Here is a 21,789-nt window from a genome sequence, read left to right as displayed (position 1 = left end):
CAGGAGTTGGCCTCGCGCTGTCATGGCGCGGGCCGGCCCGGTTTGCCACTCGCGTTGGTGGGCCGGGCCCGCTGAAGAGAAAAATCCTTCAGGGAAAGTCCTTCAGGGAAAAGTCCTTAAGAGAAGAGAAAATGCCCTTAAGGGAAAAAGCCCCATGGCGGACTCAGGCCTAGGGTTTTTTCCCCTGAGATGGCCGCTGGCAGGGCGCTTGCGCCCGGCCGCCAGCAACAGGCGTTGCACCGCATGCAGCCTGCTTTCGTCGAGAAAGCCCGCTGGCCGCATGCCCATCCGGAATCCGGAATGCGTGGTGGCCACTGCCGCCGGAAGCGCCCAAGAATGGAGTCGAAACTATGTTTCCTGAAATTATTCCCGCCCGTCAGGTCAGGGCGGCAATCGACGGCTTCGTCGATCACCTGGTCACCAATTACGCCGACACGCTAGAGACCCTGTCTCAGCCGGTTCTCCACGCCCTGGTGTGGCTGGAGCAATTGCTGCGCAGTTCGCCCTGGTGGGCCGTGGTGGCCGTTACCGTCGCGATCGCCTGGGGCGTCAGCCGCCGCATCGGCCTGAGCCTGGCCATGGGCGCGCTGCTGTGCATGATTGGCGTGCTGGGCCTGTGGGACGCCGGCATGCAGACCCTGGCGCTGATGATCATGGCCGCCGGCCTGTCGGTGATCATCGGCATTCCGCTGGGCGTGCTGATGGCCCGCGTGAACTGGCTGCGTTCCATCATGCTGCCGGTGCTGGACGTGATGCAGACCATGCCTAGCTTCGTGTACCTGATTCCGGTCGTGATGCTGTTTGGCCTGGGCAAGATTCCCGCCATCATCGCCACCGTGATCTACGCCGTGCCGCCGCTGATCCGCCTGACCGACCTGGGCATCCGCCTGGTTGACCGCGAAGTGCTGGAAGCGTCGCGCGCCTTTGGCGCCAACCCGCGCCAGCAGCTCTTTGGCGTGCAGTTGCCGCTGGCGCTGCCCAACATCATGGCGGGCATCAACCAGACCACGATGATGGCGCTGTCCATGGTGGTGATCGCTTCGATGATCGGCGCGCGCGGCCTGGGCTATGAAGTGTTGCTGGGCATCAACCGCCTGGAAGTGGGGCGTGGCCTGTTGGCGGGCCTGGGTATCGTGGTGCTGGCCGTGCTGTTCGACCGGATCACGCAATCGTATGGACAGCGCATGCGCATGGGAGGCCAGCGATGAGCAAGATCGAAGTCAAGAACATCTACAAGGTCTTTGGATCGCACCCGAAGAAGTGGCTGGAAGCCGCCCAGGGCGGCATGAGCAAGGAACAGCTGCTGGCTGAAAGCGGCCACACGCTGGGCCTGCGCGACATCAGCCTGTCGATTGAAGAAGGCAGCATCTACGTCATCATGGGTTTGTCGGGCTCGGGCAAGTCGACCTTGATCCGCCATTTCAACCGCCTGATCGAACCCAGCGCCGGCCACATCCTGGTCGATGGCGTGGATGTCGTCAGCCTGAATAAGCGCGACCTTGAAGTCTTCCGTCAAAAGAAGATGAGCATGGTTTTCCAGCGCTTTGGCCTGTTTCCGCACCGCACCGTGCTGGACAACGCCGCCTACGGCCTGACCGTGCAGGGCGTGGGCCGCGCCGAACGCGAAAAGCGGGCGCAGGACTGGCTGGAACAAGTGGGCCTGGCTGGTTTCGAAAACCAGTATCCGCATCAACTGTCTGGCGGCATGCAGCAGCGCGTGGGCTTGGCGCGCGCGCTGGCCACCGATGCCGAAATCCTGCTGATGGATGAAGCGTTTTCGGCGCTGGACCCGCTTATCCGCCGCGAAATGCAAGACCAGTTGCTGCAATTGCAGGCCAAGCTGAACAAGACCATCGTGTTCATCACGCATGATCTGGACGAAGCGCTGCGCCTGGGCAACCGCATCGCCATCCTGAAGGACGGCGAACTGGTGCAGGAAGGCACGCCGGAAGACATTCTGCTGAACCCGGCCAACGACTACGTGCAGTCGTTCCTGCAAGACGTGAACCGCACCAAGGTCCTGAATGCCACGCACGCCGTCAACCCGGCGCGCCTGACCCTGACGATGCGTTCGCGTCCGGCGCACGCGCTGGACCGCATGCGCGCCATGGACTACGAATACGCGCCGGTGCTGGACGGCAAGCGCCTGGCCGGCGTGTTGACCGCCAAAGCGGCTGAGCAGGCCATCCAGGAAGGCGTGCGCGACGTGTCGCGCTTCGTCGAAGACTTGGCATCGGTGCCCGCCACGGCAGGCCTGGGCGAAGTGCTGGCGCAGTTGGTGCATAGCGACCAGCCGGTGGCCGTCACCGGCGAGGACGACGAATTCCTGGGCATGCTGTCGCGCAAGAAGGTCGTGGAGCTGGTGACCCCGGCCTTGACGGAAACCGCGCAGGCGGAGCCGGCCACCGCCGAACTTGAAGGCCAACCCGCCCCCGAGCATCGGGGCGAAGCGGCCTGATCGCGGCGGCGCGCCACGCATGGCGCGCCCCGTTTTTCGCCGCGTCCGGCATTTGAACTTTGCCCGCGTGCAATCGCTTGCACGCGGGCAAAGTCGTTTTATGATGGCTGGCCGGTCAGTTGGCCCGGCGTTCCCCATTCGAATCATCGGAAAGCCCCATGCCCATTTTGAACGTCCAGATCCTGCAAGGCCACTCGGCCGCCCAGAAGGCCGCCTTGCTTACGGCCGCGTCCAACGCGGTGGTTGAGAGCATTGCCGCGCCGCTGCCCAGCGTGCGCATCGTCTTGCAGGAGGTGCCCGCCGAAAACGTGATCGTGGCGGGCGAGATCGGCAAGCGCATGGTGCGCGTGGACGTCGCGCTGATCGAAGGGCGCGACGAAGCCAAGAAGGCCGCGCTCATCGCCGCCCTGAACCAGGCCGTCTGCACCAGTATCGACATCTCGGGCGACGACGTGCGGGTGCTGATCCGCGACGTGCCCAAGGTGGACATGGGCGTGGCCAACGGCATCAGCGCCAAGGCCGCGGGCCGCTAAGGCAGGCACGCGGCAGCGCAGGGTGCGGCGTGCAGCAGCACCGCAACGCCGCGCGCTATTGCGTTTTCAGGCCTAGCTCGGCCACAAAGCGCTTTTCCTCCGCCACCTGCTTGACGGCGAATTCCGTATACGCGGCGCTGTCCATCAGCATGTGCGGCTGGTCCGCCGTTTCCAGGGCACGGTTGTACTCGGGGTCGCGCGAGGCGCGATGAAAAGCCCTTTGCAACACGGCCACCGTCTTCGGGTCCATGCCCTTGGGGCCGGCGATGCCCACGGGGTTGGTCGCCACGATGGGGTAACCCAGCTCGGTCATGGTGGGCACCTCGGGCACGCGCTTGGCGCGCGCATCGCCGATGATGGCCAAGAGCCGCGCCCGCCCGGTGTCGATCATCGGTCCCCAGCCCGCGTCCGCCACCATCTGGATGTGGCCGCCCAACAGCGCCGTGGTTTCTTCCGCCGCGCCCTTGTACGGAATGAAATTGAATGTCGTGCCGGTCAGCCTGGACAGCCGTTCGATGGCGATGCGGCCCGACCCGCCCGCGCCCGTGGCGCCGTAGCTGATTTTCTGGGGATGAGCGCGCGCATCGGCGATCAGTTCGTCCAGCGTTTTCCAGGGTGCGTCCTGGCGCACCACAATGCCGTAGGAATACGCCGTCATGCAGGCGATGTAAGTGAAGTCCTGGACGGGGTCGTAATTTACCTGCTGCAGGAACGGGTAACGAAACAGCGTGCCCACCACCACCGATACCGTGTAGCCATCCGGCGCGGCGCTGTGCGCCATGGCGGCCGGCCCCAGCGTGCCGCCCGCGCCCGGTCGGTTGGCGATGACGACACTTTGGCCCAACTCGCGCGAGGCCGCCACGGCCAGCGCGCGCATTTGTGTATCGGTCGCGCCGCCAGCGGGAAAGGGCACGATCAAAGTGATGGGCCGCGCGGGAAACGTGGCGGCGCGCGCGGCGGGGCTGAGCGCCAGCGCGGCCGGCAGGGTGAGGCCCAACCCAAGCCCCAACTTGAGCAGGCTGCGGCGTCGGGGCAAGGCAATGCTGCAAGGGTGATCCGTCATGGTTGTCTCCGTCCTGATTGTGATGGGCACAGGCTTGTTATGGGTACGGCAAGAGTGGGCAGGGCCTTACAGCGCGATGCCACGCTGCGCCAGGCTGGCGATGGCGGCGTCGTCATAGCCGGCTTCGCGCAGGACCTGGGCGGTGTGTTCGCCCGGCAACGGCGCCTGGCGGTGGATGGCGAACTGAAAGCCGGACATCTTCACCGGGCTGGCGACGTGCGCGGCTGGCCAGCAGGCCGGGTGCCGCGACGCATGCACCATGCCGCGCGCGGTGAACTGCGGATGCGCCAGGCTTTCAGACAGCTTCAGCACGGGCGACACGCAGCAGTCCGCGCCATCCAGCAAGTCCAGCCAATGCGCCAGCGGTCGCGAGGCGAACAGCGCTTGCAGTTCTGAGCGCAGCCAGGCTTGTCGTTCGGCGTTGCCATCGCGGTGCAGCGGCAGCAGGTCTGGCCGTTCGATTCGCCGGCACAGCGTGTCCCAGAATTTTGGTTCCAGCGCCGCCACCGCCAGGTAGCGTCCGTCTTGCGCGCGGTACTGGCCGTAGCAGGCCAGCGCGCCCGAGAGCGTGTCGGCGCCCGCCGGGCAGGTGTCGCCTTGCGCATTCAGCGTGGCCAGCGGCACGACCGCGGCGGCCAGCAGGCCGTCGGTGATGGCGATGTCCACATAGCGTCCCTGGCCCGTGCGTTGTGTGTCCACCAGCGCCGCCAGTATGCCCATTACCGCCGTCAGCGAGCCGCCCAGAATGTCCGCCACCGGCAGGTTGGACAGCGCCGGCTGATCCGGTCCGCATCCCATCTGGTCGGCCACGCCCGCGTAGGCCGAATAATTCAGGTCGTGGCCCGCGGCATCACGCAGCGGGCCGTCCTGCCCATAGCCGGTGATGCTGCAATACACCAGGCGTGGGTTGTGTTGCGACAGGGTGGGGTAGTCCGCCTTGAGGCGCGCGGCCACGCCGGGGCGAAAGCTCTCGATCACCACGTCGGCCTGCCGCGCCAGCGCCGCCAGCGCGGCCTGGCCATCGGGGTCTTTCAGGTTCAGCCGCAGGCCGCGCTTGTTGCGGTTGCACACGGCGCGCAGTGCGGGGGGCGCGTAATCGCCCGCCTGCGTGTCTTCGATCTTGATCACGTCCGCGCCCAGGTCGGCCAGGTACTGCGCGCCCAGCGGGCCGGGCAGCAAGCGCGACAGGTCCAGGACTCTGATGCCCGCAAGCGGAGCGGTGTTCGGCGTATCCAAAGAGGGACTCCGGTAAATACGAAGAGGCGGCTGGCCAAAGGCAAAAGCCAGTCTAGGCGGGGCTTTGCAGCGAACCAATGGCGAAATCGCTGATTCCGCTTGGCGGGAATGCTCACGCCGGGCGTTCCTTGCCCGCATGCCTTTCGCTACCATCGACGCAGTCGGTTCACGCCCCAGCTGTAGGAATCCGCCATGACGCATCACACCATTGCCGTGGGGCACATCGCCCAGATCCTGCAAGGCGCCCGCACGCGCGGCGTGGACGTTGACCGCGTGTTGCGGCGCGCGGATGTGCCGCCCACCTTGTTGCAGGCGCCGATGGCGCGCGTGTCGCAGGCGCAGTTCGCGCAGATTTTGCGGATGTTGCGGCGCGCCACGCGCGACGATTTCCTGGGCCTGGGACAGCGCCCCGTGCCGCTGGGCGCCTTTGCTCAGGCCTGCCGCTTGGCCGTGCAGGAAAGCACGGTGGGCCAGGCGTTGCGCGTGGCGTTTCGCTATTACCACGGCGTGCTGCGCGACTTCACTGCGCGGCTTTGCGTCAGCGGCGGCACGGCGCGCATCGTGCTGGACGCGCGGGGCGAACCCGGCTGCACGCCGTGGTATGGCGAACGTACCTTCCTGTTCTTCACCCTGGGCGTGGCCAACTGGTTGGCGGGCCGCCGCATCCCCATCCTGGGCGTGGACTACAACGCGGGCACGCGCAGCGCCGACGCGCAACGGGTCTTTCACGCGCCGGTGCGCTATGGGCAACCCGTTACGGGCCTGTGGCTGGAATCGCGCTGGCTGGCCTTGCCCGTGGTGCAGGACGCCCAGGCGCTGCATGCCTTTTTGGCCAATGCCCCGTTTGACCTGCTGGTGAAGTACCAAGACCGCGCCACCTTGACCGACCGCATCCGCCGACTGCTGCGCCATGACTTGTCCGCCGAACTGCCGTCCCTGGCTCAGGTCAGCGCACAGTTGTCGATGACGCCGCAAACGCTCAGGCGGCATCTGCGCGACGAAGGCCAGGGCTTCCAGGTGCTGAAGGATGACTTGCGGCGCGACGCCGCCATTGAATACCTGGGGCGGCACGACGTGTCCTTGATGGAGATTGCTGAGCGCCTGGGCTTTTCGGAACCCAGCACATTTCATCGCGCCTTCAAGAAATGGACCGGCGTGTCGCCGGGCGAGTATCGCCGCAACCAACTGACGCGTGGCCCCTGCCCCAGCCGCGCGACACCTGAGGCTGACACTTTCCGCCAATCCATTTGATGCCTGCGGCCATTGCCGCGTGACGTGCCCGGCGGGAAGCTATGGGCCAGGCAATGGGGGTGCGCAAGGGCTTGCAGGGCGGGGTGCCCGCAAGCGGGTGCGCGCCGCGCTCCAGGAGAAACTGGCATGAACAGAAAAGTGTGGGTGGCCGGCGTCGGCATGATCCCCTTCAGCAAACCCGGCGCAAGCGAGCCGTATTCCGTGATGGGCATGCGCGCCGCGCGGGCAGCCCTGCAAGACGCGGGCGTGCCGTATGACGCCGTGCAGCAGGCCTACGCGGGCTACGTCTATGGCGACTCCACGGCGGGCCAGGCGGTGGTGTATGGCGTGGGCTTGACCGGCATTCCCGTCTTCAACGTCAACAACAACTGCGCCAGCGGCTCGTCGGCGCTGTTCCTGGCGCGCCAGGCGGTGGAAAGCGGCGCGGTCGAATGCGCGCTGGCCGTGGGCTTTGAGCAGATGGTGCCCGGAGCGTTGAAAAGCGTGTACGAAGACCGCCCGTCGCCGCTGGCCGAGTTCATCGCCGCGATGGCCGATACGCAGGGCTATGACACCAGCAAGCCGCGCGCCGCGCAGTTCTTTGGCGGCGCCGCGCGCCACTACATGAAACAGCACGACATGCGCGCCGACACCTTCGCGCGCATCTCGGTCAAGGCGCGCCAGCACGCGGCCCGCAACCCGTACGCCGTCTTTCGCCAGACCGTCACGCTGGCCGACGTGATGGACGCACCCATGATCTTCGAACCCCTGACGCGCTTGCAATGCTGCCCGCCCACCTGCGGCGCGGCGGCCGCCATCCTGTGTTCGGACGCCTTTGGGCGCCGGCATGGCTTGAACCCTGGCGTCAGCATCGCGGCGCAGGCCATGACCACCGATACGTCGTCCACCTTCAACTCGGGCGACATGCGCCGCCTGGTCGGCTATGACATGACGCGCGCCGCCGCCGACCAGGTTTACGAGGCCGCGGGCGTGGACCCCGTCGACCTCGACGTGGTGGAACTGCACGACTGCTTCACGGCCAACGAACTGATCAGCTACGAAGGGCTGCGTCTGACGCCCGAAGGCAGCGCCGAACAATTCATTCTGGATGGCGACAACACCTATGGTGGGCGCGTGGTGACGAATCCGTCGGGCGGGCTGCTGTCCAAAGGGCATCCGCTGGGCGCCACGGGTCTGGCGCAATGCGCCGAGCTGGTCTGGCAATTGCGCGGCCAGGCCGACTTGCGGCAGGTGGAAGGCGCGCGGCTGGCCTTGCAGCACAACCTGGGGCTGGGCGGCGCTTGCGTCGTCACGCTCTACCAGGCCGCATGAAACAGGAGACAAAAACGATGGGTACGTTAAATGGCAAGGTCGCGCTGGTGTCTGGGTCCGGGCGCGGTATTGGGCAGGAAATCGCGTTGAAGCTGGCGCGCGAAGGCGCAAAAGTCGTGGTCAATGACCTGGATCCTGAACCCGCCAACGAGACGGTCAACCTGATCCGTCAGGCGGGCGGGCTGGCGCAGGCGTGCGTAGGCAGCGTCACCGCCTCCGGTTTTGCCGAGCGCTTCGTGGGCACGGCCATCGACACCTATGGTGGGCTGGACATCATTGTGAACAACGCCGGCTACACCTGGGACAACGTCATCCAGAAAATGACCGACGAGCAATGGGACGAGATCCTGGCCGTGCATCTGTCGGCCCCATTCCGCATTTTGCGCGCCGCGTCTGGTTTCATCCGCGAAGCGGCCAAGGCCGAAGCCGCCGCAGGGCGCGAAGTATTCCGCAAGGTAGTGAACATATCGTCCACCTCCGGCGTGATGGGCAACGCGGGGCAGGCCAACTACGCGGCTGCCAAGGCCGGCATCAATGGCTTGACGCGCGCCATGGCCAAGGAATGGGGGCGCTACAAAGTCAACGTGAACAGCGTCGCGTTCGGCCTGATCAAGACGCGCCTGACCGAAGCGGCCGCCGATGGCGACGCCATGCTGGACATCGAAGGGCGGCAGATCAAGGTGGGCGTGAACCCGCAGGTGCTGAAGAACGCGGAAAGCCTGATTCCGCTTGGCCGCGCGGGCACGCCCGCCGAAGCGGCGGGCGCCGTGTACCTGTTCTGCCTGCCCGAATCCAACTACGTCAGCGGACAGGTGCTGGTCGTGGGCGGCGGCCGTCCTTGACCCCGAAGATGAAAACCCCGATGGATACCCCGATCAACACGCCCAGCCCGGGTTGGATGGATGCCGACCTGACGCTGTTCCAGGACTCCACCCGCCGCCTGTTCGAAAACGAATTCGCGCCCGACGAGGAAAAGTGGCGCAAGCAGCAACACGCTGATCGCGAGGTCTGGCACAAGGCGGGCCGCCTGGGGCTGCTATGTGTCAGCATGCCCGAGGCCTATGGCGGCGCGGGCGGCAGCTTCGCGCACGAGGCCATCGTGGCCGCCGAGCAGGCGCGCGCCATGGTCTACGGCTTCAGCAACAACGTGCATAGCGCCATCCTGGCGCACTACATCCATAACTACGGCACCGAGCGGCAAAAGCAGCGTTGGCTGCCCAAGATGGCCACGGGCGAACGGGTCGGCGCCATCGCCATGAGCGAGCCTGGCGCGGGGTCCGACCTGAAAAGCGTGCGCACCACGGCCGTGCGCGACGGCGACGCCTACGTCATCAACGGATCCAAGACCTTCATCACGAACGGCTTGCACGCCGACCTGATCTGCGTGGTGGCCAAGACGGACCCCGCGGCCGGGTCGCGCGGGGTCTCGCTGATCATGGTGGAAACGCAGGACCTGCCGGGCTTTCGGCGCGGCAAGCTGCTTGAAAAGCTGGGCCAGAAAAGCCAGGACACCACCGAACTGTTTTTCGACGACGTGCGCGTGCCTGTCGGCAACCTGCTGGGCGAAGAGCCAGGGCGCGGCTTTGCGCAACTGATGCAGCAACTGCCGCGTGAACGCTTGCTGATCGCGGTGGGCGCGGTGGCCACGATGCGCCGCGCCATCGACGATACGCTGGCCTACACGACCACGCGCCAGGTCTTCGGCCAGCCGTTGATCCAGCTGCAGAACACGCGCTTCAAGCTGGCCGAATGCGAAACGGTGGCCACCATCGCGGCGCGTTTTGTCGACGACTGCATTGCGCGGCAGTTGCAGGGCACGCTGGACCTCTCCACCGCCGCCATGGCCAAGTGGTGGACCACGCAGATGAATTGCCAGGTCATCGATGAATGCCTGCAATTGCACGGCGGCTACGGCTACATGCTGGAAACGCCCATCGCGCGCATGTATGCGGATGCGCGCGTGGGAAAGATCTATGGCGGGTCAAACGAAATCATGAAAGAAATCATCGCGCGGGGCATGACCGCCTAGGGCGGGCGGCACCCGGCGGGAACCGGAGACAGGGATGCAGCAAGCGCATTTGCAGTTTTGGCCGAAGGGGCTGCCCACGCATATCAGCCAGCCTCGGTCCAGCCTGTATTTCAACCTGGAGGCCGCGGCCACGCGCTATCCCGACAAGCCCGCCATCGTGTTCTACGACACGGTGCTGGACTACGCGCGCCTGAAGCGCGAGGTCGACGCCATGGCCGGCTACTTGCAGCATGGCGCGGGCGTCAAGGCAGGCGACCGCGTGCTGCTGCTGAGCCAGAACTGTCCGCAATTCATCATTGCCTACTACGCGGTGCTGCGCGCCGACGCGGTGGTGGTGCCGGTGAACGCGATGAGCACGGAAGACGAGCTGGCGCATTATCTGCAAGACAGCGGCGCGCGACTGGCCTTTGCCGCCCAGGAACTGGCGCCACGGCTGGCGGGCTTTGCCGAGGACGGACGCCTGGACCGCATCATCGTCCACACCTATTCCGACTATCTGGGCGCGGGGGATGGCGATTGCCGCGTGACGCCACCAGATTGGGTCGCCGAGCCGCGCCACAACGCCGCTGCGTCGGGCGCTGTGGCCGGTTCGGTACCGTGGTACGGCGCACTGGCCGTCAATGCCACGCCCGCGCCGCACCAAAGCCGCGCCCAGGACCTGTGCCTGTTGCCCTATACGTCCGGCACCACGGGCCGCCCCAAGGGGTGCCGCCATACGCACGGCACGCTGGGCGCGGCGGTGACGGGGTCGCAACTATGGCGCGGCCTGACCTCTGAGGCGGTCATCATGGGCGTGGCGCCGCTGTTCCATTTGCTGGGCATGCAGAACTGCATGAACCTGCCCATACTGCTGGGCGCCACGGTCGTGCTGCTGCCGCGCTGGGACCGCCAGGTGGCCGCGCAGTTGATGGCGCGGCATCACGTCAGCGTCTGGGCCGCGCCGCCCGCGATGGTGGTCGACTTTTTCGCGCAAGCGGAGCTTGAAGCGTTCGACCTGTCGCGCCTGGCCTTGTTGTGCGGGGGCGGCGCGCCCATGCCCGAGGCGGTGGCGGCAATGCTGGCCGAGCGCTACGGCATCATCTTCAACGAGGCCTACGGCCTGACCGAAACCGCCTCGTTCCTGCACTGCAACCCCATGCACCGCAACAAGCGCCAGTGCATCGGCGTGCCGACTTTCGGTGTCGACACCCGAGTGGTGGACCCGGCCACCTTGCAGGCGCTGCCGCCCGGTGAAGTGGGCGAACTGGTAACCCGCGGGGCCCAGCTCATGCTGGGCTATTGGAACAACCCGGCCGCCGACGAGGACGCGTTCTTCATGCTGGACGGCGAACGCTACTTTCGCACCGGCGACCTGGGGCGGATGGACGAAGACGGCTATTTCTTCATCACGGATCGGCTCAAGCGCATGATCAATGCGTCGGGCTACAAGGTCTGGCCAGCGGAAGTGGAAAACGCCCTGTATGAACATCCCGCCGTGCACGAGGCATGCGTGGTGGGCGTGCCGGACGCCTGCCGTGGCGAAACGGTGAAGGCGTTGCTGGTGCTGCGGCCCGAGGCGCGCGACCGCACCCGCGAAGACGAGGTGATCCAGTGGGCGCGTGCGCGCATGGCGGCCTACAAGGCGCCGCGCATCGTGGAGTTCGTGGACGCGCTGCCCAAGTCCAGCACGGGAAAGATCCTGTGGCGCCAGTTGCAGGAGGCGCAGCGCGCGGCAGCCTAGGGGGCCATTCACTGGGATCGGTGGGTGGCCAGGCGGCGCAGTTCGTTCAGCAACTTGGCGGCTGGCAGCGGCAGCAAGCCGTGGCTGCGCCGAAACGCCGTCAGCATGCGTGTGTCGCACGCGCCCGGAATGGGCAAGCGGTCAAGCAGGCCGGCGCGCTGCTCGGCGTAGTACATGGGTTCGGGCATCCAACCCAGAAAATCCGAATGCGCGATCAGGTTCTTCAGCACCGTGATGGACCGCGTTTCCACCGTGACTTCGGGCGTGGGCAGCCGATGCCGCGTGAACAGCGCCTTCATGTGTTCGAACGGCCCGGTGCCGCGCGGCATCATGGCCCACTTATGCGCCAAGGTATCGGCCAGCTTGAGCGCTTGGCGCGCGCGCAGCGGATGGCCCGTGGCCGCCACCACGTAGCTGGTGTCTTCCCAACAGCAATCCGGCACCGAGATGATTTCGTCGCTGTCGTCGGTGTGGGCGCCCAGCGCCAGATCGATCTCGCGCGACAGCAAGGCGCTGGCCAGCCGGTCCCATACGCCTTCCACCACTTCCACCTGCAGCATCGGCCAGCGCCGGCAGGTCTGGGTCAGCGCGGTGGGCAGGATCTGGCAGGCGATGCTGCCCACCGCGCCTACGCGGATCGTGCCCTTGGCCAGGCCCAGCAGTGCGCGGATTTCTTCTTTGGCGCCTTCGGCGTCGCGCAGCAGCGCGGTGGCGTGCGGCAACAGCGCCAGACCGATGTCGGTCAGTTGCATGCCTTTGGAATGCCGTTCGAACAAGGGCGCGCCAACGTGGATTTCAAGCCGGCGGACGATGCGGCTTAGCGCGGACTGCGTGACGTGCATGGTGTCGGCGGCACGGCCAAGACTGCCGGCCGCAACGACTGCGTTGAATGCCGCCAATTGGTGAAGATCGAATGGCATGCCAAAGCGTAATGACTTTGTCTCGATATTTCAATTCTCAAGTCTGCCAGGGGGGGCGACACTCTGCCGTCCTCTTTGTCCGCGGCGCGGCAACTACTTATCGAATACCTAGCAACTACACAGCAACTACATCGCAACCCCCTCGCAACCCCATTCCAAGCACATCGCAACGACACGGCGGCTCCCCTGCCGATTCACCGCAACATCCCGACAACTCCACCGCAAGGACCTGAGCCATGACCGGATCCGCCTTTGGTTTATTGGACCCGCTTGATGCGGCCGACGGCCTCGCCGCCGCGTCGCTGCCCGCGCCCGCGCTGACTGTCCGAGACGCCGTCTACGACCTGATGCGCCGCGTTGGCATGACGTCGGTGTTCGCCAACCCCGGATCCACCGAACTGCCCATGTTCCGTAGCTTTCCCGACGACTTCCGCTACGTGCTGGGCCTGCAGGAAGCCAGTGTGGTGGGCATGGCGGACGGCTATGCGCAGGCCACGCGCAACGCGTCCCTGGTCAACCTGCATTCGGCGGCGGGCGTGGGCAATGCCATGGGCAACCTGTTCACGGCCTACAAGAACCGCACGCCCATGGTTGTGGTGGCGGGACAGCAGGCGCGTGGCATTCTGCCGTTTGATCCCTTTTTGTCATCCAGCCACGCGGCCGATCTGCCCAGGCCTTACGTCAAATGGAGCGCCGAACCCGCGCGCGCCGAAGACGTGCCCTTGGCCATTGCGCGCGCCTATTACCTGGCGATGATGCCGCCGCGCGGCCCCGTGCTGGTATCGGTGCCGGTCGATGATTGGGACGCGCTGTCGCCACCGCTTGCCCGGCGCTGCGTCAGCACCGCGCTGCGCCCACAACCCGAATCCATCGGGCGTATCGGCGCCTTGCTGGACGCCTGCCGACGGCCCGTGCTGGTGGTGGGCCCCGCGGTGGACCGCGATGGCGCCTGGATCGAGATCGTGGCGCTGGCCGAATCGCACGGCGCGCGCGTCTGGGCCGCGCCCATGTCGGGCCGCTGCAGCTTCCCGGAACGCCACCGCCTGTTCGCAGGGTTCCTGCCCGCCGAGCGGGAAGGCATCGTCAGCCGGTTGGCGGGCCATGACCTGATTCTGGTTGTGGGGGCGCCGGCATTTACGTATCACGTGGACGGGGCCGGGCCGCATGTGCCGGACGGCGCCGAACTTTGCCTTCTGACGGACGACCCGGACACCGCCGCCTGGGCGCCCGCGGGCCTGGCGGCGGTAGGCAGCATCCGGCTTTGCCTGCAAGACCTGCTGGCGCGGCCGGCGCCGTGCATGCGGCCCTTGCCGGCGCGGCGCGAATCGTGCGCGCCGGTCGAGGCCTCGTCGCCCATGTCGGTGGCGTTCGTGATGCAGACCCTGGCCATCTTGCGCGACCCCGCCGACATCGTGGTTGAAGAAGCCCCCAGCGCCCGGCCGGTCATGCAGGATTATCTGCCCCACGTTCGCAGCGAAACCTTCTACACCATGGACAGCGGCGGGCTGGGCTACGGCATGCCCGCGGCCGTGGGCGTGGCGCTGGCCAAGCCCGGCCGGCGTGTCATCGGCCTGTTTGGCGATGGCTCCAGCCTGTATTCGATCCAGGCGCTCTGGAGCGCCAGCCAGCACAAGCTGCCCATCACCTTCGTCATCTTGAACAACCGCCGCTACGCCGCCCTGCAGGACTTCGCTCCGGCATTCGGTTTTGGCCCGCAAGACAAGGTCATGGGAACCGACTTGCCGGGCATCGACTTCGTCGCGCTCGCCACGGGGCTGGGATGCCCCGGCGTGCGTGTCTCCGACGCATCACGCCTGGGTGGGGTGCTGGCCGAAGCCTTGGCCAGCGGCAGCCCCAATCTGGTTGAAGTGCGGGTGGCCTGAGCATGCGGCGCGCCGCAATTCCAAGGAACCCTCATCATGCCCGTGTCTGCCATGCAGGTATCGCTATTGATCAACGGAAAGCCGCTGGCCGCGGCAATACCGGGGTGCTCAAGGCTGGATCACGGTGCAGACCACTGCGCGCGACTATCCGTTCTGACGGGACGACGCCCAGCATCTTTCAAGAGTAGAGGCCGTGCATGCGCACTCAGGTTGCAATCATAGGGGCCGGCCCAGCTGGGCTGATGTTGTCGCATTTGCTGCACTTGCAGGGCATTGCATCCGTGGTGCTGGAACGCCGCAGCCGCGACGCCATCTGCGCCACCATCCGTGCGGGAGTGCTGGAGCAGGGCACGGTCGACCTGATGTGCGAAGCTGGCCTGGGCGACCGGATGCGCCGAGAGGGGTTCCGGCACGAAGGGACCGTGCTGCGCGTGGGCGGCCTCGACCGGCGCATTGACTTTGTTGAACTGACTGGCGGCCGCGCCGTGATGGTCTATGCGCAACACGAAGTCATCAAGGATCTGGTGGATGCGCGGCTGGCCACGGGCGGCGATTTGCGCTTTGACGTTGCCAACGTCAGCCTGCACGACCTGGCCTCGTTGCGGCCCACCGTGCGATACGGCGATCAGAATGGCGCCGGCGGCGAGCGCCAAACCGTGCAGGCGGATTTCATCGTGGGTTGCGACGGCACGCACGGTGTCAGCCGCGCCACCATCGCCCCGCAGGCGCTGCAAACGGCTGAACGCCGCTACCCCTACGGATGGCTGGGCATGCTGTGCAAGGCTCCGCCATCCTCCAACGAATTGATCTACGCCTTGGGCGACGATGGTTTTGCGCTGGTCAGCACGCGGTCGCGCGAGGTGCAGCGCATGTACCTGCAATGCGACCCCCAGGACCAAGCCGGCGACTGGTCCGACGACCGCATCTGGTCCACGCTGCGTGCCCGGTTGGCCACCCGTGACGGCTGGCTGCCGAAAGAGGGCGCCATCTTCGACAAGACCGTGATCGGCATGCGCAGCCGCGTGACCGAACCGATGCGGCACGGCCGGCTGTTCCTGGCGGGCGACGCGGCCCATATGGTGCCACCCACGGGCGCCAAGGGCCTGAACCTGGCGATGTCCGATGCGCGCCTGCTGTCGCGCGCCTTCGCGCGGTTCTACCGACAAGGCGGCGAAGACCTGCTTTGCACCTACAGCGCCACGGCGCTGCGCTGCGTTTGGCGGGCACAGCGGTTTTCATGGTGGATGACCTCGTTGCTGCACCGCGCGCCAGGCGCCGATGCCTTTGCCCGCAAGCTGCAGGACGCCGAACTCGATTACCTGATCGGCTCGCGCGCGGCTTGCACCGCGCTGGCGGAGAACTATGTGGGGCTGCCCGTGGGGCCGCTCTGGGATTGAAGCGCGAAAGTTACCGGAGATAAATGACATGACCTGGACTTCCCCGAACAACGCGGCGTCGGCACCCACAGCGGCATCCCAGCGCGGCAGCGCCGATGTGGGCGCCTTGCTGGACGAGGGCCCCTTCACGAGCATGCAGAAATGGGTGGTGATGCTGGCGGCCCTGTCGATCGTCGTGGATGGCTTTGATGGTCAATTGATCGGCTTCGCCATTCCCATGATGATCCAGGAATGGGGCATCACGCGCGAAGCGTTCGCGCCCGCGGTGGCGTCAGGCCTGATCGGAATGGCCATCGGCAGCGCCTCGGCCGGCCTCTTCGCCGACCGCTACGGACGGCGCATGGCGGTAATTGTCAGCGTCTTCGTGTTCGGCACGGCCACTTGCGCGATCGGGCTGGCCCCCGACGCGCTGAGCGTGGCCGTGTTGCGCTTCATTGCGGGCCTGGGCATCGGCGGCGCGCTGCCCAGTTCCACCACCATGACCGCTGAATTCACACCGGCGTGCCGACGTACGCTGGCGGTGACCGCCACCATCGTGTGCGTGCCCCTGGGCGGCATGCTGGCGGGTTTCTTCTCGGGCCATGTTTTGCCGCTGTATGGCTGGCGCGCGTCGTTCTTCATCGGCGGCGCCTTGGCCATCTTGCTGGGGTTTGCGTTGATGGCCGCACTGCCGGAATCACCGCGTTTCCTGGCGCGCCGACCCGAACGCTGGAAGGAGCTGAGCAAGCTGCTGGGTCGCATGGGGCGTCCCATGCCTGAAGGCGTGCGCTATACGGACGCGGTCGAGCAGGCCGTGGAAAAACAGACGTCAAAACAGCAGGGCGGCGTGCGGGCCTTGTTCGCCAGCAACTATCGTTTCGACACCATTGCCATCTGGGTGGCGTTCTTCATGTGCCTGACGGCGGTGTACAGCGCATTCAGTTGGCTGCCCACCATGCTCAGTTCGGAAGGCTTGCCGCTGTCGGTGGCGGGGTCGGGCCTGACCGCCTACAACCTGGGGGGCGTGGTCGGCGCCTTGGTGTGCGCGGTCGCCATGACGCGCTGGGGCTCACGCGTGCCGCTTGCCATCTGCTGCGTGGGCGCGCTAGGCAGCGCCTTCCTGATGCTGTTGGTGGATGTGAGGAAGAGTGCCTCGTTGCTGGTGTTCGGCTTTGGCGTGCATGGGCTGTTCGTCAACGCCGTGCAGTCCACCATGTATGCGCTGTGCGCCTACGTGTATTCCACCGGCGTGCGTGCCACCGGCACCGCGGGCGCGCTGGCTTTCGGCCGCCTGGGCGCCATCCTCAGCGCTTTCGTGGGAGCCTCGGTCATTACGCTGTGGGGCGCGCAAGGCTACCTGACGCTGTTGGGTACGGTCATGGTGTTTGCCTTGATTGCCCTGCTGTCGGTGCGCCGCCACTTTCCCGGCCAGCGGCAGGCCCGTCAATTGGATGGGACATGACCATGGCAAATACCGAAGATTCCGTCGCGATCCTGTCCACGCGCGATTGGCAGAGTCACCCACCTTACCGCTGCGAAGCCTATCAATCGACCGCGCGGCGCAGCCCCATGCTGCCTTTGGTGCCCCTGAAGGCGGCGCTGGGCGAAATGCGCCAGCCCGTCTATGGCCACGAGTGCGTCGGCAAGCGCGACCACGACCTGACACGCAACGCGCGCCGCAATGGCGAACCCATCGGCGAACGCATGGTGCTGGCCGGGCGCGTGCTGGATGATCAGGGCCGACCCGTGCCGCACACGCTGATTGAAATCTGGCAGGCCAATGCCGCTGGCCGCTATGTGCACAAGGCAGACCGGCACAACGCGCCGCTGGATCCCAACTTCCTGGGCGCGGGCCGGTGCCTGACGGATGCCGACGGCCGCTACCGATTCGTGACCATCAAGCCTGGCGCCTATCCCTGGGGCAACCACCCCAACGCATGGCGGCCCCAGCACATTCATTTGTCGCTGTTCGGCCGCCACTTTGCCAGCCGGCTGGTGACGCAGATGTACTTTCCGGGCGACCCGCTGCTTGCCTATGACCCGGTCTACCTGGGCACGCCCGCCGAGGCGCGCAGCCGCCTGGTGGCGGATTTCAGCCTGGACCTGACGCAAGCGGGTATCGCGCTGGGATATCAGTTCGACATCGTGTTGCGCGGCGCGGTCCAGACGCCCTTCGAACACCACTCATAGGACAGACACCATGATGCAGGGTCTGCAAGACAACTTCGGACAGACGCCGTCGCAAACGGTGGGGCCGTATTTCGCGTTTGGCCTGACGGCAGCGCAATATGGCTACGACTTCGATCAGCCGTTTGATACCGTGCTGGCGGGCGACGAGGCGCGCGGTCAGCGCATCCGCTTGCAAGGCCGCGTGCTGGACGGCGACGGCGTGCCGATTCCTGACGCATTGGTCGAGATATCGCAGGTGGACGGCCAGGGGCGTTGCCCGCGCAATGTGTACGAGGCATCGGCCATGGGGTTTCTGGGATTTGGCCGCTGCGGCACCGGCACGGACCCCGGCTGCCGCTATACGTTCGATACGGTCAAGCCCGGGCCGCAAGCGCCGGGCGAAGCGCCGCACATTGACATGATCGTGACCATGCGTGGGCTATTGCTGCATGTTTACACGCGGGTGTACTTCGACGATGAAGGCGAGGCGAACGCGGCCGACGCGGTAATGAATTCCGTGCCCGCGGCAAGGCGCCACTCGCTGGTGGCGCGCAGGACCGTGCGCGGCGGCGACGTGATCTACCGCTTTGATGTGCACATGCAGGGGCCCTACGAAACCGTGTTCTTTGATCTGTAGCGTCTAGCGCTAGCGCGCTACGAACCTCGGGCGCCGCGTGCGTTTGCACGGGGCGCCCGAGGCGTCAAGCGGATGGTTCAGGCCGGTACGTCAGCCTGGGGCTTCAGCCCGGCGCGTCAGGCCGTGGTGTCGCCCGCCGCTTCGGGCTGATACAGAATTTCTTCGATGCGGGCGGAGTGCTCGGTCTGGTTGGGCGCGGTCCAGGTGACAAGCTGGCCCGTGCGCGAGCCAATCAGGCTCAAGCCCAGCGGCGACATCACCGATACCTGGCCTTGGGCCAGGTTGGCGTCGGCCGGATAGCACAGCGTGACGACCATTTCATCGCCCTTGTCGTTCAGCAAGCGCACCCGCGAGCGCATCGTGATGATGTCCGGGGTAACTTCCTCGATAGCGATGATGGGCGCCGAATCCAGCAGTTCTTGCGCGGCGTCCACGGCATCGCGCGGCAAGGTGGCGGCGGTGGCGGGGCGCGTGATCATGCCCAGCAGGCGGGCGTGGTCCAGGGCGGTAATCAGTTTGTCTTGCGGCACGGCGTTCATGTCGGTTCTTCTTGGACGAAAGGCCTCGCCAGGCGCAGGCCTTTCGGGCTGGGCGGACGAGGCAATGGAGGAGATGACAGCGCTTTGGGAAGAGAAGGGTCAAGCGGTGCCGCAACGAAGCGTATGGGGCGAATCGTGTCGGGGAGGTGCGCCACCTGGGTGGCTGACCAGCATCAAAGCCGGTTCCGGATCCCCGGAGAGTGCCCTATGGGGCTGATTCAAGCGTCGAAGCGTGCAGGTTTTGCGCGTTTGGCGCCCAATCTGCTGTCGGCAATAGGCGAGTATATAGGCCAAAGCCGGGTCGTAGTATCGGAATATTCCGAAAAAGGGGCGATTAGGCCTCGCCCCTTGTCTTCTGGCGGCGATATCAGCCCTTGATGAACGCCAGCAGGTCGGGATTGATGACCTCCGCGTGTGTCGTCAGCATGCCGTGCGGAAAGCCTTCGTATACCTTCAGCGTGCCGTTCTTCAGCAGCTTCACGGCCAGACGCGATGCATCATCAATGGGCACGATCTGGTCGTCGTCGCCATGCATCAGCAGCGTGGGCACGGTGATGGCCTTCAGGTCTTCGGTCTGATCCGTTTCCGAAAAGGCCTTGATGCCCTGGTAATGCGCCAGCGCGCTGCCCGCCATGCCTTGGCGCCACCAGTTGTTGATCACGCCTTCCGACACCTTTGCGCCCGAACGGTTGAAACCGTAAAAGGGGCCAGCGGCGACATCCAGGAAGAACTGCGTGCGGTTGGCGGCCAGCGCGTCGCGAAAGCCGTCGAACACTTCAATGGGCAGGCCACCCGGGTTGCCTTCGGTCTTGACCATCAGCGGCGGCACGGCGCTGACCAGCACGGCCTTGGCGACGCGGCCCTGCGGCTGGCCGAACTTGGCCACGTAGCGCGCGACTTCGCCGCCACCGGTGGAGTGGCCAATGTGCACGGCGTTGCGCAAGTCCAGGTGTACCGCCACGGCCGAGGCGTCGGCGGCGTAGTGGTCCATGTCGTGGCCTTCGCTGACCTGGCTGGAGCGGCCATGGCCGCGGCGGTCGTGCGCAATGACGCGGAAGCCCTTGTTGACGAAGTACAGCATCTGGGCGTCCCAGTCGTCGCTGGACAGGGGCCAGCCGTGGTGGAACATCAGGGGCTGGGCGGTTTTGGGACCCCAGTCCTTGAAGAAAATCTGCACGCCGTCAGAAGTGGTGATGGTGCTCATGAGTGTTGACTCCGGGTGGTGCCACAGGTGGGGCGGGCGCCGGAACAGGCGCGGACTTGGGCGTAGCCCCGGTGCCGCCAAACCCTGAGCGTAGCGCTGCCTATGCGGTGGCGCTTGTACGTTATCAAGCTGCTTTGAACAAAATCATCTTGGGGCCGGATGGCGTGGCGCCGTCAACGGGGCCTGCCGGTTGCGTCGCGCAGCGCCAGGAAGTGTTCCATGACGCCTTTCAGCGCGAATTCGGCGCTGGCCTGGCGGATGCGGTTGCGGTCGCCGGAGAAGCGCCGGGTGGCCGTGTAGACCACCGGGCGGGCATCGGCCTTGCCAATCTTGAATACCCAGGCGTAGCACTGCGTGCCGCTGGGGATGCGGTCGTCGGTGGCGTCCGTGACGCCCGTGTTGGCCACGGCAACGTTGGCGGGGCTCTTGCGGGCCGCCCCCAGCGCCATGTCGCGCGCGACCGCCTCGCTGGTGAGGTTGTGCGCGGCCAGAGTCGATTGGGGCACGCCCAGGCAGCGCTGTTTGGCTTGCACCGAATACACCACGAAGGCGCAATCCAGCAATTTTCCCGCGCCGGGTATATCGGCCAGGGTGGCCGCGATCAGGCCCGCGGTGCATGACTCCGCGGTAACCAGGGTCAGTTCGTTTTCATGCATGAAAGCCGCAACTCGTTCGATAGCGTTCATCGCCGCGCTCCTGCTGGGTGGTCAGACGCGCGGAGCAACTGGCGTGCCTGCCGGTCGCGCGGGCACGCCAGTTGCTCCTCATGCCGTATCCGCCCATTCCGTCACACACCTTCACCCATCAGGAGTTTGCGATGAGCACCCCTACAAAAAAGCAGCAGGATCATTCATCCCCGGTGCGCGCCCCTGGCCCGCCCGAGCAATCACCCGCCGAAAACCCCGACCGCCGCGCGCCGGGGCAGGAACGCGACCGGAACGGTCGCTGGCCGCCGGATGCGTTGCCCAACCCGATGCCCGGCGTGGACCCCCAGCAAACCCCCGGCATCGACCGCCTGGGCGACGCGAACGCGGCCGACCAGGAATGGCTGCGCAGCACGCGCGGCCTGTAAGCGGCGGGCCCGGCGCCGGGCCCGCGGTGTCCCCGGTTTGCGCCCTGTCTTCTGCCGTGCGGCGTCTGCGTCGATGGCGCGGCCCTGCTGTGACGCTTTCCCCGGGAATGCCGCTTGCTGCAAGGGCAAGGCAACAAAGCGGGACCAGGCTGGAAACTCAAGCTCGCGGTCCCACCCCGCAATTCAAGCCATTCCAGGGAGCATTGCGATGAAGCCCAAAGACAGTAAACCCAACCCCGCTTCCGACGACACGCCGCGCGAGGCCCAGACCAGCCATGGCGACAGGCAGAACCGCACCAAAAAGGAAGGCCACGTCACGCAGATAGGCAGCGGCCAGGATCAGCAAAGCCAGCGCAATCGCGGCGCGGGTTCGCGCAGCAAACCGTGA

21 protein-coding genes are annotated in these 21,789 nt (G+C 66.1%); 15 read left to right on the top strand and 6 right to left on the bottom strand.

Going from position 1 to position 21,789, the window contains the following annotated elements:
• Positions 1 to 350 precede the first annotated feature (350 nt).
• The 3 genes from ELS24_RS22085 (at position 351) to ELS24_RS22075 (ending at position 2,991) form a co-directional block, all read left to right on the top strand.
• Positions 351 to 1,208 (top strand): ABC transporter permease, encoded by an 858-nt coding sequence (locus tag ELS24_RS22085; protein WP_050447727.1) that lies wholly within the window; start codon positions 351 to 353, stop codon positions 1,206 to 1,208.
• Complete coding sequence (locus ELS24_RS22080) at positions 1,205 to 2,458, top strand: quaternary amine ABC transporter ATP-binding protein (protein ID WP_050447728.1); 1,254 nt, start codon at positions 1,205 to 1,207, stop codon at positions 2,456 to 2,458. Before ELS24_RS22085 ends, ELS24_RS22080 begins: the two co-directional genes overlap by 4 nt.
• 158 nt (positions 2,459 to 2,616) lie before the next feature.
• Complete coding sequence (locus ELS24_RS22075) at positions 2,617 to 2,991, top strand: tautomerase family protein (protein WP_100856958.1); 375 nt, start codon at positions 2,617 to 2,619, stop codon at positions 2,989 to 2,991.
• 55 nt (positions 2,992 to 3,046) lie between these two features.
• Here the strand turns inward: ELS24_RS22075 and ELS24_RS22070 are convergent, their stop codons facing one another.
• Both ELS24_RS22070 and ELS24_RS22065 read right to left on the bottom strand, forming a co-directional pair.
• Positions 3,047 to 4,054, bottom strand: coding sequence for a tripartite tricarboxylate transporter substrate binding protein (locus ELS24_RS22070; RefSeq protein ID WP_127185388.1), 1,008 nt, complete (start codon positions 4,052 to 4,054; stop codon positions 3,047 to 3,049).
• Between the two features lie 66 nt (positions 4,055 to 4,120).
• Positions 4,121 to 5,290, bottom strand: a complete 1,170-nt coding sequence (locus ELS24_RS22065) for a CaiB/BaiF CoA transferase family protein (RefSeq protein ID WP_240669364.1) — start codon at positions 5,288 to 5,290, stop codon at positions 4,121 to 4,123.
• A 192-nt stretch (positions 5,291 to 5,482) separates the two neighbouring features.
• Between ELS24_RS22065 and ELS24_RS22060 the strand changes: the two genes are divergently transcribed.
• The 5 genes from ELS24_RS22060 (at position 5,483) to ELS24_RS22040 (ending at position 11,601) form a co-directional block, all read left to right on the top strand.
• Positions 5,483 to 6,541 (top strand): AraC family transcriptional regulator, encoded by a 1,059-nt coding sequence (locus ELS24_RS22060; protein WP_127185386.1) that lies wholly within the window; start codon positions 5,483 to 5,485, stop codon positions 6,539 to 6,541.
• Positions 6,542 to 6,667: 126 nt separating this feature from the next.
• Complete coding sequence (locus tag ELS24_RS22055; protein WP_127185385.1) at positions 6,668 to 7,852, top strand: lipid-transfer protein; 1,185 nt, start codon at positions 6,668 to 6,670, stop codon at positions 7,850 to 7,852.
• A 17-nt stretch (positions 7,853 to 7,869) separates the two neighbouring features.
• A complete protein-coding gene (locus ELS24_RS22050) occupies positions 7,870 to 8,694 on the top strand; it encodes an SDR family NAD(P)-dependent oxidoreductase (RefSeq protein ID WP_050447734.1) in 825 nt (274 codons plus the stop codon).
• A gap of 20 nt (positions 8,695 to 8,714) precedes the next feature.
• Complete coding sequence (locus ELS24_RS22045; RefSeq protein ID WP_127185384.1) at positions 8,715 to 9,881, top strand: acyl-CoA dehydrogenase family protein; 1,167 nt, start codon at positions 8,715 to 8,717, stop codon at positions 9,879 to 9,881.
• Between the two features lie 34 nt (positions 9,882 to 9,915).
• Complete coding sequence (locus ELS24_RS22040; RefSeq protein ID WP_127185383.1) at positions 9,916 to 11,601, top strand: long-chain-fatty-acid--CoA ligase; 1,686 nt, start codon at positions 9,916 to 9,918, stop codon at positions 11,599 to 11,601.
• An 8-nt stretch (positions 11,602 to 11,609) separates the two neighbouring features.
• On the opposite strand, the gene ELS24_RS22035 is transcribed toward ELS24_RS22040, so the two are convergent.
• On the bottom strand, positions 11,610 to 12,521 hold the full coding sequence (locus ELS24_RS22035; RefSeq protein ID WP_127185382.1) for a LysR family transcriptional regulator: 912 nt from the start codon (positions 12,519 to 12,521) through the stop codon (positions 11,610 to 11,612).
• 347 nt (positions 12,522 to 12,868) lie between these two features.
• On the opposite strand from ELS24_RS22035, the gene mdlC reads away from it, so the two are divergent.
• The 5 genes from mdlC (at position 12,869) to pcaG (ending at position 18,586) form a co-directional block, all read left to right on the top strand.
• Positions 12,869 to 14,404: a benzoylformate decarboxylase gene (gene mdlC / locus ELS24_RS22030; RefSeq protein WP_240669567.1), complete on the top strand. Its 1,536-nt coding sequence runs from the start codon at positions 12,869 to 12,871 to the stop codon at positions 14,402 to 14,404.
• Positions 14,405 to 14,601: 197 nt separating this feature from the next.
• Positions 14,602 to 15,801 (top strand): 4-hydroxybenzoate 3-monooxygenase, encoded by a 1,200-nt coding sequence (locus ELS24_RS22025; RefSeq protein ID WP_127185380.1) that lies wholly within the window; start codon positions 14,602 to 14,604, stop codon positions 15,799 to 15,801.
• Between the two features lie 28 nt (positions 15,802 to 15,829).
• Complete coding sequence (locus tag ELS24_RS22020) at positions 15,830 to 17,242, top strand: MFS transporter (protein ID WP_127185379.1); 1,413 nt, start codon at positions 15,830 to 15,832, stop codon at positions 17,240 to 17,242.
• Positions 17,243 to 17,244: 2 nt separating this feature from the next.
• On the top strand, positions 17,245 to 17,970 hold the full coding sequence (gene pcaH, locus ELS24_RS22015) for a protocatechuate 3,4-dioxygenase subunit beta (protein WP_164741281.1): 726 nt from the start codon (positions 17,245 to 17,247) through the stop codon (positions 17,968 to 17,970).
• A gap of 10 nt (positions 17,971 to 17,980) precedes the next feature.
• Positions 17,981 to 18,586 carry a protocatechuate 3,4-dioxygenase subunit alpha gene (gene pcaG / locus ELS24_RS22010; protein WP_050447744.1) on the top strand — a complete coding sequence of 202 codons (606 nt, stop codon included), beginning with the start codon at positions 17,981 to 17,983 and terminating at the stop codon, positions 18,584 to 18,586.
• 116 nt (positions 18,587 to 18,702) lie between these two features.
• Here the strand turns inward: pcaG and ELS24_RS22005 are convergent, their stop codons facing one another.
• The 3 genes from ELS24_RS22005 to ELS24_RS21995 form a co-directional block, all read right to left on the bottom strand.
• Entirely contained in the window at positions 18,703 to 19,125 is a 423-nt protein-coding gene (locus ELS24_RS22005; protein ID WP_050447745.1) for a GreA/GreB family elongation factor, read from the bottom strand.
• 367 nt (positions 19,126 to 19,492) lie between these two features.
• Positions 19,493 to 20,329, bottom strand: coding sequence for an alpha/beta fold hydrolase (locus tag ELS24_RS22000; RefSeq protein ID WP_127185377.1), 837 nt, complete (start codon positions 20,327 to 20,329; stop codon positions 19,493 to 19,495).
• Positions 20,330 to 20,502: 173 nt separating this feature from the next.
• Positions 20,503 to 21,015: a CinA family protein gene (locus ELS24_RS21995; RefSeq protein ID WP_127185376.1), complete on the bottom strand. Its 513-nt coding sequence runs from the start codon at positions 21,013 to 21,015 to the stop codon at positions 20,503 to 20,505.
• Between the two features lie 131 nt (positions 21,016 to 21,146).
• Between ELS24_RS21995 and ELS24_RS21990 the strand changes: the two genes are divergently transcribed.
• A complete protein-coding gene (locus ELS24_RS21990) occupies positions 21,147 to 21,401 on the top strand; it encodes a hypothetical protein (protein ID WP_127185375.1) in 255 nt (84 codons plus the stop codon).
• 208 nt (positions 21,402 to 21,609) lie between these two features.
• Positions 21,610 to 21,789, top strand: coding sequence for a hypothetical protein (locus tag ELS24_RS21985; RefSeq protein ID WP_127185374.1), 180 nt, complete (start codon positions 21,610 to 21,612; stop codon positions 21,787 to 21,789).

Origin of the sequence: Achromobacter spanius (genome assembly GCF_003994415.1) — a bacterium.
GTDB classification, from domain to species: domain Bacteria; phylum Pseudomonadota; class Gammaproteobacteria; order Burkholderiales; family Burkholderiaceae_B; genus Achromobacter; species Achromobacter spanius_C.
This window is presented reverse-complemented; position numbering and strand designations above follow the sequence as displayed.